Consider the following 16,543-nt stretch of genomic DNA (forward strand, 5'->3'; position numbering starts at 1 on the left):
AGCTGTATCCAGTTTTATTTCTTTGGTTTTCGAACTCAGCTTGAACTTTGAATTCAAGCTTGTTATAAAAGCCTCCGCAGACCGCTCTAGAGACGGATTTGGTTGCGGCGCAAAAAAAATTACATTCAAGGGGATGACATGAACAAATCTGAACTAATCGAGAAAATCGCTTCTGGTGCTGACATTTCTAAAGCCGCTGCTGGCCGTGCACTGGATTCTTTTATCGCTGCTGTGACTGAAGGTCTGAAAGAAGGCGATAAAATTTCTCTTGTTGGTTTTGGTACTTTTGAAGTGCGTGAACGTGCTGAGCGTACTGGTCGCAACCCACAAACGGGTCAAGAAATCAAAATCGCAGCAGCAAAAATTCCAGCATTCAAAGCTGGTAAAGCTCTGAAAGACGCTGTCAATTAATTTTTGATATCGTAGCCTTTGTAAGGCGTTCGTAATGATAAGCACTGTTTAAACAGTGCTTTTTACGAATTGAAAGTAATGGATTTTGAAGCACAATTTCTACCATTACTCGGGGTTTTAGTACTTACCAGTGGTAGCGTCTGAATAATCCCCATAAATTACAGAAAGGCGCATCTCAAATTGATGCGCCTTTTTATTTTGTTAATCGCAACGAGCGAGAAATCTGATGTTAGAAAAGATCCGCGACGGTTCGCAAGGCGTGATTGCTAAAGGCATTCTCGTACTTGTGATTTTATCTTTTGCATTTGCAGGCGTAAGTAGCTATTTAGGCTCAAAATCGGACGTCCCTGCCGCAGAAGTCAACGGTGACAAAATCACTAAAGCCGAGTTAGAGCAGGCCTATCAGAGCGAACGCGCTCGTATGGAACAACAACTGGGCGAAATGTTTGCTGCGTTATCTGCCGACGAAAGATACCTAGAAAGCATCAAGCAGAGCGTACTCGAACGTTTAGTGGCCGATAAATTGATTGACCAAGCTGCCGCCGCTATGGGGCTGCGTGTGTCTGACGAACAAATTATCACGGCGATTAAATCAGAACCCGCTTTCCAAACCGATGGCAAATTCGATAACGACCGTTATCAAGCTATTTTGCGTCAGTTAGGCTATCAGCCACAAACCTTCAGAAGCATGATGCGTGTTGATATGACTCGTCGTCAGTTAACTGCAGCGTTAGTGGGCACTGAATTTGTATTACCAGGTGAAGCTAAGCAATTAGCTGAGCTGCAAGGTCAAACTCGCGACATTCGCTACTTAGTCGTGGATTCTGCGCCATTCCTTGCTAATGCCTCTGTGACAGACGAGCAAGTTAAAAACTACTACGACACCAACCAAGGCCAGTTTATGAGCCCTGAGAAGGTGAGCTTAGAGTATGTTGAGTTAAACGCGGCTGATTTTGCTAAAGACAGCAAAGTGACCGATGAAGAAGCTCAGGCTTACTACGATGAACACAAGACGCAATATGTGTCTAACGAGAAACGTTTAGCGGCGCACATTCTGATTGGCCCTGGCAGCGATGAAGCGGCGGCGAAAGCCAAGGCTGAAGATTTAGCTAAGCAACTAGATAACGGTGCTGATTTTGCCGAGTTAGCCAAAGCCAATTCAGAAGATACCTTAAGTGCAGAGCAGGGCGGTAAATTAGACTGGTTTGAACCCGGTGTCATGGACCCAAGCTTTGATACTGCACTGTTTGCACTGCAAAAAGGTCAGCATTCAGCGGTCGTGAAAACGGACTTTGGTTTCCACATCATCAAATTGTTAGACGTTCAGCCTGGTACAACTGTGCCATTTGCGGATGTCAAAACGAAGATTGTGGCTCAGCTGCAAGAGAAAAAAGCGGTCGATCAATTCTATAGCTTGCAGAGCAAACTGGCTGATACCAGCTACGAAGTGCCTGATACCTTAGCCGAAACTGCTAAAGTGGTGGGCGTTGAGATTAAGACTACGCCAATGTTCTCACGTGATGATGTGCCAGCGGCATTGAACAAGCCTGACGTAGTTAAAGCGGCATTCTCTGACACGGTTTTACGCCAAGGCCTAAACAGTGAAGTCATTGAACTTGAGCCAAACCATGTTGTGGTTATCCGTATGAAGGAACATCACGATGCGGGTACTATGCCATTAGCCGAAGTGAAGGCCGATATCGCTGAGCGTTTGAAGCAAGACCAAGCGAACGAAGCGGCACGTGCTAAAGCGCAAGAGCTGATGACCCAAGTTAAAGCGGGTGCGACGGATGTGACTCTCACGGCTAAGACTAAACTGGGCCGTGGCGCACAAGACGTTGACGCGGCCATTGTGGGCAAAGCCTTCCAAATGCCAACGCCGAGTGCTGCACCTGTGGTTGACACTGTTGGTTTAGCTAATGGCTACGCTGTGATTGCACTGGATAAAGTGAACGCGGCAGAGTCAGTTAGCGATGAGTTAGTCAATGCGCTGAAACAACGCTTAAATGCACAATACAGCGAAGCGGATTACCGCGGTCTGATTGAGTCACTGAAAGCGAATGCGAAAGTTCATTACCCTGTAGAAGGTTAATGACGATAAGGGATAACTGAGCTTATCCCTCATTTTGTGCGAAGCAAAAACTGCTTTCGCGATGCAAATAGAAAAAGGCCAAGTGTTTACTTGGCTTTTTTGTTTGTCTTGATCCCGCCTTATCAAACGATAAGTGCGCTATTTCTGCCGCTTAATCATCCACGCCAATCATCACGCTGCTGGCTTTAATGAGTGCATAAGCCGAATCACCTACCTTCAAGTTTAAACGCTCACAGGATGCTTTAGTGACCACAGAGGTTAACACTACGCCCGGTGCCAGTTCGATAGTGACTTCGTTGTTTACAGAGCCAATTTCGATAGCGGTAATAGTGCCACTCAGGGTATTACGTGCACTGATTTTCATTCTTTGTCCTTAGTTTGTGTTGAATGGTCATGCTAGTTTAGCCTATCGTACGGCATTTGCGGCAAATAAAAACGCCACCCGAGGGTGGCGCTTTATCGTGATTATTCAATCTATTCGATTACAGCTCGATCACATCGAACTCAACGTGTGGATTCACATCTGCATCGTAGTCGATGCCTTCGATGCCAAAGCCGAACAGTTTGATAAACTCGGCTTTATATTCTTGATAATCGGTCAGCTCTGACAGATTTTCAGTGGTCACTTGTGGCCACAGATCACGGCAATGCTGCTGGATATCTTCGCGCAATTCCCAATCGTCTAAACGCAGACGGTTGTCGCTGTCGGTTTCTGGTTTTGCACCATCGGCACGGAACAGACGCTCGCTGAACATGCGATAGATTTGCTCCATACAGCCTTCGTGCAGGCCTTCTTGGCGCATCTTCTTAAATACCATTGCAATATACAGTGGCATCACAGGGATGGCAGAGCTGGCTTGAGTCACAACGCTCTTCAGCACGGCAACATTCGCGCTACCGCCTTTGGCCGCGAGTTTATCATTTAGGGCTTTAGCCGCACGGTCTAAGTCCATCTTGGCTTGACCTAATGCGCCGTGCCAGTAGATTGGCCAGGTTAACTCAGTGCCGATATAGCTGTAGGCTACAGTCTTGCAGTTATCGCTTAATACGCCAGCCTCGGCAAGTGCGTTAATCCACAGTTCCCAATCTTGACCGCCCATCACAGTGACAGTATCGGCAATTTCTTGCTCAGTTGCAGGCTCAACGGTGGCTTCGATAATGCAATCTTTGTTGGTATCAACGGCGGTCGCTGTATACACTTCACCGATTGGCTTGAGTGCAGAACGCACTAGCTCACCAGAGTCAGGCAGTTTGCGCACGGGTGATGCTAATGAATAGACCACCATGTCCACTTGACCTAAATCTTGCTTAATAAGCTCGATAACTTTTTGCTTAGCTTCATGGCTGAAGGCATCGCAGTTGATGCTCTTAGAGTACAAACCTTCAGCTTTGGCAAACTTGTCGAAAGCGGCAGAGTTGTACCAGCCCGCGGTACCAGGTTTCGCTTCAGTACCCGGCTTTTCGAAGAACACGCCAATAGTTGCTGCATCGCTACCGAAGGCGGCGGCAATGCGTGAAGACAGGCCATAGCCACTTGATGAACCAACAACAAGCACTTTCTTCGGACCGTTGGCGATTTTGCCTTTGGCTTTGGTTAAAGTAATTTGTTCTTGAACGTTAGCTTCACAACCAACGGGGTGAGTTGTGGTACAAATGAATCCACGAATTTTGGGTTTGATAATCATGTTTAAGCTTCTTCTATCAAAATGACCAATAGGATAAATACTTCGGCGGCTAAATGGCATCTATTTTTAGCCAATTCGCCTGAATATTTAAGTGGTTGGAGCAGTTTAACGCTTATGAACAAACAGGCTCTGCTCCTGAATCAGCCTTTGGGTATATTCGTGCTGAGGCGAATTAAATATCTGTTCTGTTGGGGCTTTCTCAACCATCACGCCTTTGTGTAACACCATAATTTTATCGCTGACATGGCGAATAATATTCAGGTTATGGGACACGAAGATATAGGACAAGCCTAAGTCCTTCTGCAATTTAAGCAGCAGGTTAAGGATCTGTGAGCGTACCGAGAGATCCAAGGCGGTTAAAGCTTCGTCGGCGATGATGATTTTTGGATTGAGCATCAGTGCCCGCGCCACCGCAACCCGCTGTTTTTGACCCTCGGAAATCATATGGGGATAAAAATCCGCATGCTCGGGTAATAAACCGACCTTCCTCAAGGTATCAATCACTTGGCCATTACGCTCCTTGGCGGATAACTCAGTGTTAAAGCGCAGCGGTTCGTCCAGTAATTGCCCAATCGTCAATCTTGGGTTGAGTGAGGTATTGGGGTCTTGGAAAATCATCCGAATAAGACGGCAGCGCTGCTTAATATTGCGGCTGTCGAGGGCCTCGCCCTCAAAGTAAATTTCACCGCCGCTGCGGGGTTCTGCGCCCACCAAGATACGCGCTAACGTACTCTTACCTGAGCCCGCTTCACCCACGATAGCTAAGGTTTCGCCGCGGTTTAATTCAAATGAAACCGGTGCTAAGGCATCGTTATATTGGCGGGTAAAACCTTTATAGCCGGTATCGTACCTCTTAAAGAGATCGTTAACTTTAAGCAGTGGGGTCGTCATTCGTCGTTTCACCGTGGTAAGGGAAATGGCAAGCAAAGTAGCGGTCTCGTAAATGACTCAAACTTGGCTGATTAACGCATTTTTTTTGTGCCTCAGGGCATCTTGGCCCTAGGCGACAACCAATGGGCAGATGTTGCAGGGCGGGGGCCGAGCCTGGCAGGGTCGGCATAATCGCCTTGTGCGCCTCTATCCCCGAGTAATCTGGCATATTATCCAAGAGTGCCTTAGTGTAAGGATGATAGGGCTGATTGATCAGTTCTTCCGTTGGACCTGATTCCATCACTTGACCGCAATAGAGCACGGATAGGTGATCGCACCATTGTGCTAGGGTTTCAAGCTCGTGGCTGATGATTAAAATCGACACGTTTTGTAGCTGGTTAAGCTGTGACAGTAGGCGGAAAATCTGTGCCTGAGTGCTCAGCTCCATCGAGTTTGTTGGTTCGTCGGCGATCAATAATCGCGGTTGGTTGGCAATTGCCATCGCGATCATCACTTTTTGGCATTCGCCTTCCGAAAGCTCCCAAGCGTAGCTTGACATGACTTTTTGTGGATTCTTAATCCCGACCTTATGTAGCCATTTTTGTGCTGTCTGTTTGGCGTGTTTGTGCTTTTGCCAAAAGTAAGCCTTAGGATTTTTTGGCATGGCCTGCATCAGCTGACTACCCACGGTTTGTGAAGGGTCAAGACTGCCTGATGGGTCTTGGAAGATCATCGCCATATCTGAACCCATCAGATTACGGCGCTCCTTCGAGGTCATGGCCATCAGATTGTTACCATCCCACATCATGCGGTCGGCGGTAATGGTCCAGTTGGGGCCTGGGATCCCAAGAATGGCTCTAGCGAGCAGACTGCGGCCCGAGCCTGATTCTCCCACGAGACCGTGGATTTCCCCCGCGTTCAGGGTCAAACTCACTTTCTCAAGGGCGCGGACTCTGCCGTGGGGCGTGTCGAGCTCAATAGTCAGGTTTCTAACGTCGAGTAATGGCATAGGTTAGTTTCTGATGGGCGCAAGCGCCGATCTCAAGCCATCGCCCACCAAGTTAATGGCGAGCACACTAAAAAGAATCGCCAGTCCTGGAATGGTCACAGTCCAAGGTGCGGTCAACAAATTATCCATACCTTGGGCGACCATTGCACCCCATTCAGGACTGGGAGCTTGGGCGCCAAGGCTTAAAAAGCCAAGGGCGGCAATATCTAAAATCGCGGCAGAAATGGCTAACGTGGTTTGAATAATCACTACTTCCCAGACGTTTGGCATGATCACATACCAAAAAATCTGCAGCGAATTGGCACCGTCTAAACGGGCGGCAGTCACATATTCTTTTTGTAGCTCTTCATGTACCGATTGATGAATGGAGCGTACAAACTGTGGCGTTAAGGCAATGCCCACAGCCCAGAAGACGTTTTCAAGCCCTGGCCCCATCACGGCAACCACTAAAATCGCCATTAATAGTGAAGGGATAGACAGTAGTGCATCGAGCAAGTGCCCCAAAATACTGGACTTTAAGCCGCGCATCATGCCGGAGAGCGAGCCTATGATGAACCCCATAAACAATGCGGTGCCGACAATCATCAGCGCCATGCCGAAGGTTAAATGTGCCCCATGCAGCAAGCGGCTAAAAATATCACGGCCTAGATCGTCGGTGCCTAAAAAGTGCGCCACTGTGCCCGAAGGGTCCCAAGAGGGCGGCAACAGTAATGCGCGAGGATCTTGCGCCTCAGGGGAGAAGGGGGCAATCATAGGTCCAAACAGGGTGAGCAGCAGCAGAAAAGCGATGGTCCACAGACCCGCTAAGGCAAAGGGGTTTGCCGAAAAATTCTGCCAGACCCGCATCATGGGCGAGGCAATTTGATCTTCCTGATAAATTTTAATTGGAGGCATAAAGATCTTTTCTGCTCAAGGGATTGAAGACGGTATGCAGCACTTCAATCAAAATACTTAAAAAGATGATCAACAAGGCTACGGCTAAAATCCCGCCCTGGATAACCGTATAATCCCGCTGATAAATACCCGACACCAACCAAGAACCCACACCCGGCCAAGAGAAAATCATTTCAACAACAATCGCATAGCTCGCAAATGCTCCGAGCATTAACCCTAAGTGTTTTAATACTGGGATCAGCGCGTTGGGTAAGGCGTGGCGCAAAATAATGGTATTGGTGTGCATGCCTCTGGCTTCGGCGGCGCGGATAAAGGTTTGGTTCATCACATTCATCATTGCCGAGCGAGTGCTGCGTACGACCACGGTAAAAGGTAGCACTGCAAGTGTGGTGGCGGGCAGAACGATATGCAATAAGGCATCTTTAAAGGCAGATATGCGATATTCAGAATCAGACAGCAAAATGTCGACCAACATAAATCCAGTAACGGGTTTTATCTCATATAAAAGATTGAGTTGCCCTGAAATTGGCAGCCAGCCTAGGTCGACACCAAACCAGAGTGACAAGTACAAACCTAACCAGAATACAGGAACGGAATAGCCCGTCAGGGTAATCGCCATAATGGTATTTTGGGTGAGTTTATGTTGACTCTGGGAGGCTAACACGCCCAGCGGCACACCTAAACCAATGGCTATCACAGCTGCCATGACGGCCAGTTCGAAGGAGGCCGGTAGTACAGAGCTTAACTCTTCTGCCACGCTCTGGTGCGAGGTGACGGAAACGCCCAAATTGCCGCTCAGCCTTTGCTGTAAATAAGCAATAAACTGCATGGCTTTATTGCTATCTAACTTATAGTCCTGCTCAATTTGAACCAGTTGGCTCTCTGACGGTGCATGGATCCCTGTGAGGGCGAAGGTGCGTTCAACTGGAAACAACCCAGTTGCATAAAACAGCACGCCGACCATCACTAGCGAAGTGGCAAGAAACAGATTGAGGCGCCGTAACAGGTATCTGAACATCAGTGCGTCTCCTGCTCAGCTTGGCTGGTTCGGGCAAATGAGATGCCGCCAAAAGGGGTTAACTGCATATCATGGATATTGCTGCGAGTGAGTGCGACTCGCTTGGCGTGGGCCAGACTCAACATTGGCACTTGCTCGGCTAAGAAGGCCTCGGCCTCTTGGTAAATTTCCTTGCGTTCGGCCTGCGTCGAGACTTCCCTCGCTCTGTCTAGAATGGCATCAAACTCTTTATTGCACCAGCGAGAGCGGTTGTTGTTTGATTGCATCGCCGAGCAACTCAGCAACGGCGTAAAGAAGTTATCGGGGTCACTGTTATCGGCGTTCCAGCCGATGAGGACTGAGTCATATTCATCTCGGCTCAATCTTTGGCTAAAGACGCTCCAGTCGTAACTGATGATATTGACCTTTACACCGATATTGGACAAGTCAGATTGAATTAACTCGGCGGTTTTCAACGCATTAGGGTTGTAAGCGCGGGCGACAGGCATGGCCCAAATATCGATGCTGAGATGTTTTATTCCCGCTTCTTTTAACAAATCACGTGCTTTTTGCGGATTGTAATCTAACAGTTTTTTATTGCTGTCGTAGGCCCAAGATGCTGGCGGCAACACACCTATGGCTTCTATGGCGGTATTTTGATACACGGCCCGTAAGATATTTTGCTTATCCACGGCATAGGCGAGGGCGCGGCGCACGCGTACATCATCTAAAGGAGGCTTTTGCGTGTTAAAGGCCCAAAAGGCCACGTTAAGACCAGGTTGAGACTCAATGCTCAGCTGTTCATGTTGCTTGATAACGGGCAGTTCACCCGCTTTGGGCAGGGCCGATACGCTGCAGTCACCAGCGATAAGTTTGGCCAGTCTGACTGTGCTTTTTGGGGTGATATCGTACACCAGCATATCGACTTTGGCGGGCTCGCCCCAAAAGTCGGGATTGCGTCGATAGCGAATATATTCGTTTTTGGCGTAATGCACTAAGGTAAAAGGCCCTGTGCCGATGGCGAAATGATCGAGATTTTCTGGGTGCCCTAGTGCCAGTTGCTGTTCGGCATATTCGCTCGAGAGGATAACGGCAAAGTCGGTGGCAAGATTTGATAAAAACGACGCATCTTTGCGCGCTAGTCGAAAGATAACCTCGTGGTCATTGATTTTTTCGACACTTTTAACTTGTTCTGAAAAGCCAATACTTTGGAAAAAGGGATAACCGGTACGTGATACGCTATGGTAAGGGTGATGTTTGTCGATAATTCGATTGAAGGAAAACAGTACATCGTCGGCGTTAAAATCGCGACTCGGGGTAAAACGGGAGGAATGTTGAAACTTAACATTTTCCCTGAGGGTAAAACGGTAACTTAAGCCATCGTCACTCTCGGCCCAACTGGTGGCCAGCGCGGGCACGAGCTGGCCTGAGAGCGCGTCATAGTCCACTAAGCGGCTATAAATTTGGTGTGAAGTCGCGTCGATAGTGGTGCCTGAGGTCACCAACTGCGGATTAAAAGACTCGGGATTCCCTTCGGAACAATAGACCAAACCAGAAGGGAGTCGTTGGGGGCCACATGCAACCAACAACCCACTCATGCAGAGAACTGCAGTTGATAGGCACAGGCGTCTTATTAGCACACTCATTTATAAATCATTATTTTATCGACTATGAACGGCTATTTTAGCAGTGCATCTTGCCCGTGGGCAATCTGCTTATGCTTTATCGAGCAAATTGTACTTTTTCAGAATGCCGCGCAGCTGGTGATAGCTTAAACCAAGGATTTCAGCCGTCTTCTTTTGATTGTACTGACTGGCCGATAAGGCTTGTTGGATGAGCTCCATCTCATAACGCTCGGTTTGCTCTTTAAAGTCCAAGGGAAAACTAAATGGGTTGTTGATGGACTCTGCAATGACGGCCGTGTCAGTATCGGTTTTGGCCGACGTGACCACTGGCGAGCTCTGTGGCACTTCAGGTGTAGTGATTTGACGCTCGCGTGTCCGCACTCGCGTGGTTGGGCGATAGGGAGAGGCAAAGGGGTCGAGAATAATCTGTTCAATAGGGCGGTTTTCGCCGCTACTGCGATACACACTGCGCTCGACCACGTTTTTAAGTTCACGGATATTTCCCGGCCAGTCATGGCTCATCAGCTGTTCGACCGCGCTGGCACTGAAGCCACTGAAGAGTTCCAGCTTAAGTTGCCTCGCCATGCCCACGGCAAAGTATTCGGCTAAGGTCATGATATCTTCGGGGCGACAACGCAGAGGCGGCAAGGTGATCACATCGAATGCTAAGCGGTCGAGCAAGTCGGCCCTAAATTCGCCGGCGTCAGCCAGTGAGGGTAAATCTTCGTTTGCGGCGCAAATCAGGCGCACATCCGCTTGAATAGTTTTACTGCCGCCGACCCGTTCAAACTCACCATATTCGATGACCCGCAGCAGTTTTTCTTGAATTAGTCCCGAGGTGTTGGCTAGCTCATCGAGGAATAGGGTGCCACCGTCGGCGCGCTCAAAACGGCCTTCGTGTTTGCCTTTGGCGCCAGTAAAGGCACCTGACTCATGGCCGAATAATTCACTCTCGAGCAAATTTTCACTCAAAGATGAACAATTTAGCTTAATAAAACTTTGATCCCAGCGTTTAGACAGATAATGTAAGCGTTCAGCAATCAGCTCTTTCCCCGTACCCCGTTCCCCAATAATGAGCACAGGTTTAGAGAGCGGTGCAATCTGCGACACATGCTCTAATACTTCGAGTAGGGCGTTCGATTGGCCGATGAGGTTGTCTTGCTGAAATTTATTATCCACGATATTTTTTAGTCTTTCGCGCTAAATTTTGGTGAAAATGATAATAAGTGGCTTGAGCCATAAAATAAAGAAAAAGTTAAAAATATGTTTATCTTTATGAATTTAAACATAAAATAAAAGTTGGCACACTTAGTGTATTACCCTAAGCGAGACCAACATCAATTTGAGGATAGCATTATGGGAATTTTCTCTCGTTTCGCCGATATCATTAACTCCAATATCAGCGCATTACTCGATAAAGCAGAAGACCCTGAAAAAATGGTTCGTCTGATTATTCAAGAGATGGAAGATACACTGGTAGAAGTTCGTTCAACGTCAGCAAAAGTGTTAGCTGAAAAGAAAGAATTAATCCGTCGTATCAACCGTGTTGAAGAACAAGTTCAGGATTGGCAAGACAAAGCTGAACTGGCCCTTTCAAAGGACCGCGAAGATTTAGCCAAGGCAGCTTTAGTTGAAAAACAAAAAGCCGCGGGTTTAGTGGATACCTTAAACCAAGAGTTGGCCGTGATCGACGAGCACATTGTGCGCTTAAAGGATGAAGTTAGCCTGCTGCAAGAAAAGTTGCTGGATGCTAAGGCGCGCCAAAAGACCATTATTTTGCGTAAACAAACCGCCTCATCACGTTTAGAAGTGAAGAAGCAGTTAGACTCAAGCAAAATCGACAACGCTATGCTGAAATTTGAGCAATATGAGCGCCGTGTCGAAGGGTTAGAAGCGCAGGTTGAATCTTACGATCTGGGTAATAAAAAGACCTTAGCCGATGAGTTTGCCGCGCTGGAAGCCGAAGATTCAGTGAATGCCGAACTGGAAGCATTGAAGGCTAAAGTGAAAGGCAAAGCCACAACTAAGTCAAAAGAATAACAATTTCAGAGGTGAGTTATGGATATGGACATACTAATGGCACCGATTATCATCTTTATGATAGTGGTGGCGCCAATATGGTTAGTTCTTCATTATCGCAGTAAGCGACAAGTGAGCCAGGGACTCACTGAGGAAGAGTTTTCACAGCTCAATGATTTGATTGCTAAAGCCGATAAGATGGCTGCACGCATCGAAACCTTAGAGGCTATTCTGGATACAGAATCGCCTGAATGGAGGGGCAAACATGAGAGGAACTAGTGGCCGTACTTTGTATCGCATTCCCCAGTCAGGTAAAGTCGCAGGTGTGTGTGCGGGGATAGCCGAATACTTTGCAATTGAAACATGGTTAGTGCGGGTACTTGCGGTTTCTATCTTCCTATTAGGTGGTTCGGGCGTCGTGTTTATCATCTATGTTGCGTTATGGGTGATACTCGACATCAAACCCCAAAATAGCACTGTTAGGGATGACATCGAGGTGAAGAAGAAACCTTGGCAATCGGGAGAGCCTGCTAAACAAGCGCTGAGCGATGTGAGCAGGCAATTTAGAAGCCTAGAGGTGAGACTGCAAAACCTTGAACGCCATGTAACATCTGATAACTTTGATTTAAAAAGACAAATCAATAGCTTGTAATCCCTCTAAAGGGCGGCCATGTCCGCCCTTGTTGCTTAATCTCCCGTCAATTCCAGTGTATAGTTAACCTCATTCAACATTTAGGGACATCCTTATGGGAATGCTTGACGTTTCGCTCCATAAATTAACTCAGAAGAGCCAATCCCTGCTCCATAGAACGGCTGACAGGCATTTACGACTCGCGGTAACAGGGTTATCGGGGGCGGGCAAAACCGCATTTATTACCGGATTAGTCAACCAACTACTCAATAGTGGCGCGGCTTCTCAGGTATCCCATTCCCGCCATGGAAATACCTTGCCCCTATGGCAAGTAAGCCGTGAGCAACGTTTGCTCGGGGTGAAGCGGGCAATGCAGCCGGATCTTGAAATTGCCAGCTTCGATTATCAGGGCGCAATGTTAGCGCTTACTTCGACGCCTCCGACTTGGCCAGCATCGACCCGTACGATTTCGGAGCTGCGCTTAGCCATCAAATATCAGCCGCAGAAGGGGCTGCTAGCCAAGTTTGCCGATACCGCAACGCTGTATTTAGATATTGTCGATTATCCCGGCGAGTGGCTATTAGATTTACCTATGCTGCGTCAAAGCTTTATCGAGTGGTGCAGCGCGCAGCAACAACGTGTCGCAGTGTTAAAAAGCTCGCCCTTATATGCTGAGTTTCAAACTTCGTTAAGTGCGCTCAATTTAACCGAGGCGGCCGATGAGCTGCAGCTTAAACACATTGCCGATCAGTATCAGCAACTCTTGCACGATTTAGTGCATGTGCAGGGTTATTATCAGGCGCAACCCGGACGAATGTTATTACCAGGGGAATGGGAAGGCGCGCCGCTGCTGGCGTTTTTTCCGCTGTTATCGGTGACCGACAATCAATGGAGCGAGTTTAAACAAAGCGATAAACACAGTGCCTTTCATGTCCTAGAAAAACGCTACCAAGAATACGTGGCCAAGGTAGTTAAACCTTTCTATAAACAGCATTTTGCGGGGTTTGATCGCCAGTTAGTGCTGGTAGATTGCTTCAGTGCCTTAAACCGTGGCAAAACCCAGTTTGAGGATATGGGCGCCGCGTTAAATGCCATTATGGAGAGTTTCCAATACGGTCAATCCAGTTACTTACGCCGATTGTTTGCGCCGCGGATAGACAGATTATTATTTGCCGCCAGTAAGGTTGACCATGTGACGCGGGACCAACAAAGTCATGTGTTATCTCTGCTCACCGATATGCTCAAACACAGCCAACATTTTGCCAGTTTCGATGGTTGTAAAGTCGAGACTATGGCCATTAGTGCCATTAAGGCGACGCGTCATGGCATGGTAACCACTCAAGAAGGCGATGTGGAAGTCGTGCAGGGGATTGGATTGAACGGCCAAGCCCTGACGCTTTTTCCCGGCGAAGTGCCCACTCGCTTACCCGAGCCCAACTTTTGGCGCGACCAAGGGTTTCATTTTATGGGATTTGCTCCGCCGAATAACAGCAATGTGGACCCATCTTCGGTGCATTTTGACCATATCCGTCTCGATCACCTTCTGCAGTATCTCGTGGGGGATAAATTGGAATGAGTTTAGATTCGTTACCACCTTCAAGTGAGTCAGAGACAAACGGGCTCGATAAGCCAATGTCTGAAAATACACTTGGAAGCCAACCGCTCAAAAAACAACAAGTATTTGATTCTGATAAGGTCAAACTTCAGTCAACATCTGATGAGCTTAAGAGTGCCCAAGCTTTTGCACCACAGACACCCTTAAAAGCGGTGGATGAGGTTGTCGATGATGCCTTAGCGGCCCATCCGCAAGCACTGGATGTGTCATCCATTCAGCCAAAACTGCATCAATCTCGCCGTTGGTCTTGGCTGGCGCGCTTTTCCGTTTTTGGGTTATTGCTACTGGTTTTAGTACAAACGGGATTAGGTTTGCGGGACGCTTGGTTGGCAAGCCCTTGGTTATTTAGCTTTTATGGCGCCGTACTCGGTTTAGTCGGCAGTTGGGCGATGGTTGGAGCCTTGGGCGAATACCGTAAATTAAAACGCCTCAAGCAGGTTGCCGATACGCAAGAGTCTGGCGCAAGGCTTGCGCTCAGTATGCAAATGGGCGAGGCCGATGGTTTTATCAATAACATAGTGCGCCATTATCCCGATAGTCAGGGGCTACAGCGGCTGCGTCAGTCGCTCAAAGATGAACATAACGATGCTGAAAAAGTGCTGTTATTTGAGGACTTAGTGCTTACTGAGCGGGATGAACTGGCGAAAAAAATCGTCCGTCGATACGCGGCCGAGTCAGCCGTGTTGCTTGCCGCGAGTCCGCTGGCGGCATTGGATATGGCCATTATTCTTTGGCGTAACCAACGCATGCTGCGGGATGTCGCCGCCTGTTATGGAATAGAGTTAGGCTATTGGAGCCGGATTAAACTCATTCGCAGCATCATCATTAACATCATCTATGCCGGTACCAGCGAGCTAGTTACCGATTTGGGGACCCAACTGCTGTCGGTTGAGATGACGGGGAAATTATCCGCACGGCTCGCCCAAGGCTTAGGTGGCGGGCTGCTCACGGCGCGCTTAGGATATCAAGCCATGGCGTTGTGTCGACCAATTCAGTTTAGGGAGGAGCAGCGCCCCAAATTATCGAAAGTTCATCAAGAGTTGTTGATTGAGCTTAAACAGTTTGCCGGTAAGTTATTGACTAAAGACGGGCGCGATGCGCTTAAGAGCCAATTAGAGGCTGCTGAGCTTAAAACAGGCTCAACACCCAAAGAGAAATAACCTAGCCGAGTGCGCAACACCGCGACTGCACTTTAGGCTAAATGCTAATGCGCTAATGACCCTGTCATTAGCGCATTTTTTATCGCAGATTTTCTGCCCCAAACCTCTGAATGTAACAACTTAGTTACAGCGCCTCTGATGCTATTTTCACCATGGCACTGGTTTCACCCGCTCGGCGGGGTATGTTAGTGCTTATTCGATAGGGCTAATGTTTCATTAACTTATCAATAGGACTTATCAAGACGCTAAGCATGGCCTCATTAAAACGAACAATGACACAACAAGCGAATGAGGCTTTGCAACAACAAGGAGTGAGCAATGCAAGATGAATCAAGTAAGCAGTGGAAAGCCGCAACCCAAGCCATTCATGCCGGGCATGAGCGCGAAGCCTTTGGTACTTTGGTGACGCCACTTTATCAAACGGCGACCTTTGTCTTTGAGTCGGCGCAGCAAGGTGGTGAGCGATTCGCTGGCAACGAACCCGGTTATATTTATACTCGCCTAGGTAACCCGACAGTTGCCGAGCTGGAACGTAAAATGGCGATTTTAGAAGGGGCAGAAGCGGCGGCAGCAACGGCTTCTGGCATGGGGGCCGTATCGGCGGCGCTGTTGGCTAACCTCCAGATGGGCGATCATTTAGTGGCTTCCAATGCGGTTTATGGCTGCACCTTTGCCCTTATGACCAGCCAATTTGCCCGCTTCGGTATCGAAGTCACCTTAGTCGATTTTACCGATTTAGCGGCCATTGAGCGGGCCATCAAACCCAACACTCGGGTGATTTTTTGCGAAACTCCGGTTAATCCTCATCTACAGGTGTTTGATCTCAAAGGTATCGCCGATATTGCGAAACGGCATCAGCTTGTCAGCATTGTCGATAATACTTTTATGACGCCGCTGCTGCAGCAACCCTTAGCATTCGGCATCGATTTAGTGGTACACAGTGCGACTAAGTATTTGAATGGGCATGGCGATGTGATTGCCGGCGTCGTGTGTGGCAGTGAAGAACAGCTGCACAGAGTGAAATATGAAATTCTAAAAGATATCGGTGCCGTCATGTCTCCCCACGATGCTTGGCTGATTTTGCGCGGGCTGAAAACCTTAGATGTACGTTTGCAGCGCCATTGTGACAGTGCCCAGCGTGTTGCCGAGTTTTTGGAGCAACATCCTGCGGTGACTCGGGTGTATTATCCCGGGCTTAAATCCCATTCAGGGCATCGATTTATCGGTGGACAGATGGCGCGGGCTGGTGGCGTGATTGCCTTTGAGTTAGCCGCCTCTCTTGAACAAGCCATGGCTTTTGTGGGTTACCTTAAGCTGTTTTCAATCGCCGTGAGTCTGGGGGATGCGGAATCCCTTATTCAGCACCCTGCTTCCATGACCCATTCGCCCTACACGCCAGAGGCGCGCCAGGCCGCGGGGATAAGTGATAATTTACTGCGGATCTCAATCGGTTTAGAGGATTGTGACGATATCATCGAGGATTTAAACCAAGCCTTGACCATGCTGGCATAAGGCTCTACGAGGTTTAGTAAAAG

General features: G+C 48.3%; 16 protein-coding genes. 8 read left to right on the plus strand and 8 right to left on the minus strand.

The window, feature by feature from the left end; genetic code table 11:
- Nucleotides 1-138: 138 nt before the first annotated feature.
- Complete coding sequence (hupB, locus tag L2713_RS13580) at nucleotides 139-411, plus strand: nucleoid-associated protein HU-beta (RefSeq protein WP_011717547.1); 273 nt, start codon at nucleotides 139-141, stop codon at nucleotides 409-411.
- A 226-nt stretch (nucleotides 412-637) separates the two neighbouring features.
- A complete protein-coding gene (gene ppiD, locus L2713_RS13585; protein ID WP_109285618.1) occupies nucleotides 638-2,503 on the plus strand; it encodes a peptidylprolyl isomerase in 1,866 nt (621 codons plus the stop codon).
- Between the two features lie 151 nt (nucleotides 2,504-2,654).
- On the opposite strand, the gene L2713_RS13590 is transcribed toward ppiD, so the two are convergent.
- The 8 genes from L2713_RS13590 to pspF form a co-directional block, all read right to left on the minus strand.
- Nucleotides 2,655-2,867, minus strand: a complete 213-nt coding sequence (locus L2713_RS13590) for a TOBE domain-containing protein (RefSeq protein ID WP_037417205.1) — start codon at nucleotides 2,865-2,867, stop codon at nucleotides 2,655-2,657.
- A 118-nt stretch (nucleotides 2,868-2,985) separates the two neighbouring features.
- Nucleotides 2,986-4,188, minus strand: coding sequence for an enoyl-ACP reductase FabV (fabV, locus tag L2713_RS13595; protein ID WP_248968254.1), 1,203 nt, complete (start codon nucleotides 4,186-4,188; stop codon nucleotides 2,986-2,988).
- 105 nt (nucleotides 4,189-4,293) lie between these two features.
- The gene (locus L2713_RS13600) at nucleotides 4,294-5,079 is read right to left on the minus strand and encodes a peptide ABC transporter ATP-binding protein (RefSeq protein WP_011623242.1); all 786 of its coding nucleotides are present in this window, start codon (nucleotides 5,077-5,079) and stop codon (nucleotides 4,294-4,296) included.
- On the minus strand, nucleotides 5,060-6,067 hold the full coding sequence (locus L2713_RS13605; RefSeq protein WP_011623241.1) for a peptide ABC transporter ATP-binding protein: 1,008 nt from the start codon (nucleotides 6,065-6,067) through the stop codon (nucleotides 5,060-5,062). The genes L2713_RS13600 and L2713_RS13605 overlap by 20 nt, the downstream gene beginning before the upstream one ends.
- 3 nt (nucleotides 6,068-6,070) lie before the next feature.
- On the minus strand, nucleotides 6,071-6,961 hold the full coding sequence (locus L2713_RS13610; protein ID WP_011623240.1) for an ABC transporter permease subunit: 891 nt from the start codon (nucleotides 6,959-6,961) through the stop codon (nucleotides 6,071-6,073).
- Nucleotides 6,948-7,979, minus strand: coding sequence for an ABC transporter permease (locus L2713_RS13615; protein ID WP_011623239.1), 1,032 nt, complete (start codon nucleotides 7,977-7,979; stop codon nucleotides 6,948-6,950). The genes L2713_RS13610 and L2713_RS13615 overlap by 14 nt, the downstream gene beginning before the upstream one ends.
- Nucleotides 7,979-9,604, minus strand: coding sequence for an ABC transporter substrate-binding protein (locus L2713_RS13620; protein WP_248968255.1), 1,626 nt, complete (start codon nucleotides 9,602-9,604; stop codon nucleotides 7,979-7,981). Before L2713_RS13620 ends, L2713_RS13615 begins: the two co-directional genes overlap by 1 nt.
- A 69-nt stretch (nucleotides 9,605-9,673) precedes the next feature.
- Complete coding sequence (gene pspF / locus L2713_RS13625) at nucleotides 9,674-10,762, minus strand: phage shock protein operon transcriptional activator (RefSeq protein WP_248968256.1); 1,089 nt, start codon at nucleotides 10,760-10,762, stop codon at nucleotides 9,674-9,676.
- Nucleotides 10,763-10,939: 177 nt separating this feature from the next.
- Between pspF and pspA the strand changes: the two genes are divergently transcribed.
- From pspA to megL, 6 genes are all read left to right on the plus strand, one after another.
- Nucleotides 10,940-11,623: a phage shock protein PspA gene (gene pspA, locus L2713_RS13630; protein ID WP_248968257.1), complete on the plus strand. Its 684-nt coding sequence runs from the start codon at nucleotides 10,940-10,942 to the stop codon at nucleotides 11,621-11,623.
- Nucleotides 11,624-11,641: 18 nt separating this feature from the next.
- Nucleotides 11,642-11,881, plus strand: a complete 240-nt coding sequence (gene pspB, locus L2713_RS13635) for an envelope stress response membrane protein PspB (protein WP_089067504.1) — start codon at nucleotides 11,642-11,644, stop codon at nucleotides 11,879-11,881.
- Entirely contained in the window at nucleotides 11,868-12,254 is a 387-nt protein-coding gene (pspC, locus tag L2713_RS13640; RefSeq protein WP_011623234.1) for an envelope stress response membrane protein PspC, read from the plus strand. Before pspB ends, pspC begins: the two co-directional genes overlap by 14 nt.
- A 94-nt stretch (nucleotides 12,255-12,348) precedes the next feature.
- On the plus strand, nucleotides 12,349-13,809 hold the full coding sequence (locus tag L2713_RS13645) for a YcjX family GTP-binding protein (RefSeq protein ID WP_248968258.1): 1,461 nt from the start codon (nucleotides 12,349-12,351) through the stop codon (nucleotides 13,807-13,809).
- Nucleotides 13,806-15,008, plus strand: a complete 1,203-nt coding sequence (locus L2713_RS13650; RefSeq protein WP_248968259.1) for a TIGR01620 family protein — start codon at nucleotides 13,806-13,808, stop codon at nucleotides 15,006-15,008. Before L2713_RS13645 ends, L2713_RS13650 begins: the two co-directional genes overlap by 4 nt.
- Before the next feature lie 318 nt (nucleotides 15,009-15,326).
- On the plus strand, nucleotides 15,327-16,520 hold the full coding sequence (gene megL / locus L2713_RS13655; protein WP_248968260.1) for a methionine gamma-lyase: 1,194 nt from the start codon (nucleotides 15,327-15,329) through the stop codon (nucleotides 16,518-16,520).
- Nucleotides 16,521-16,543 lie beyond the last annotated feature (23 nt).

Origin of the sequence: Shewanella seohaensis, assembly GCF_023283775.1 — a bacterium.
Taxonomy (GTDB): domain Bacteria; phylum Pseudomonadota; class Gammaproteobacteria; order Enterobacterales; family Shewanellaceae; genus Shewanella; species Shewanella seohaensis.

Excerpts from the sequence above, each read along its gene's own strand:
- pspB (WP_089067504.1), top strand. The coding sequence starts at position 11,642 with ATGGATATGGACATACTAATGGCACCGATTATCATCTTTATGATAGTG.
- fabV (WP_248968254.1), bottom strand. The coding sequence starts at position 4,188 with ATGATTATCAAACCCAAAATTCGTGGATTCATTTGTACCACAACTCAC.
- pspC (WP_011623234.1), top strand. The coding sequence starts at position 11,868 with ATGAGAGGAACTAGTGGCCGTACTTTGTATCGCATTCCCCAGTCAGGT.
- L2713_RS13605 (WP_011623241.1), bottom strand. The coding sequence starts at position 6,067 with ATGCCATTACTCGACGTTAGAAACCTGACTATTGAGCTCGACACGCCC.
- L2713_RS13610 (WP_011623240.1), bottom strand. The coding sequence starts at position 6,961 with ATGCCTCCAATTAAAATTTATCAGGAAGATCAAATTGCCTCGCCCATG.
- megL (WP_248968260.1), top strand. The coding sequence starts at position 15,327 with ATGCAAGATGAATCAAGTAAGCAGTGGAAAGCCGCAACCCAAGCCATT.
- pspA (WP_248968257.1), top strand. The coding sequence starts at position 10,940 with ATGGGAATTTTCTCTCGTTTCGCCGATATCATTAACTCCAATATCAGC.
- L2713_RS13590 (WP_037417205.1), bottom strand. The coding sequence starts at position 2,867 with ATGAAAATCAGTGCACGTAATACCCTGAGTGGCACTATTACCGCTATC.
- ppiD (WP_109285618.1), top strand. The coding sequence starts at position 638 with ATGTTAGAAAAGATCCGCGACGGTTCGCAAGGCGTGATTGCTAAAGGC.
- L2713_RS13620 (WP_248968255.1), bottom strand. The coding sequence starts at position 9,604 with ATGAGTGTGCTAATAAGACGCCTGTGCCTATCAACTGCAGTTCTCTGC.
- L2713_RS13615 (WP_011623239.1), bottom strand. The coding sequence starts at position 7,979 with ATGTTCAGATACCTGTTACGGCGCCTCAATCTGTTTCTTGCCACTTCG.
- hupB (WP_011717547.1), top strand. The coding sequence starts at position 139 with ATGAACAAATCTGAACTAATCGAGAAAATCGCTTCTGGTGCTGACATT.
- L2713_RS13650 (WP_248968259.1), top strand. The coding sequence starts at position 13,806 with ATGAGTTTAGATTCGTTACCACCTTCAAGTGAGTCAGAGACAAACGGG.
- L2713_RS13600 (WP_011623242.1), bottom strand. The coding sequence starts at position 5,079 with ATGACGACCCCACTGCTTAAAGTTAACGATCTCTTTAAGAGGTACGAT.
- L2713_RS13645 (WP_248968258.1), top strand. The coding sequence starts at position 12,349 with ATGGGAATGCTTGACGTTTCGCTCCATAAATTAACTCAGAAGAGCCAA.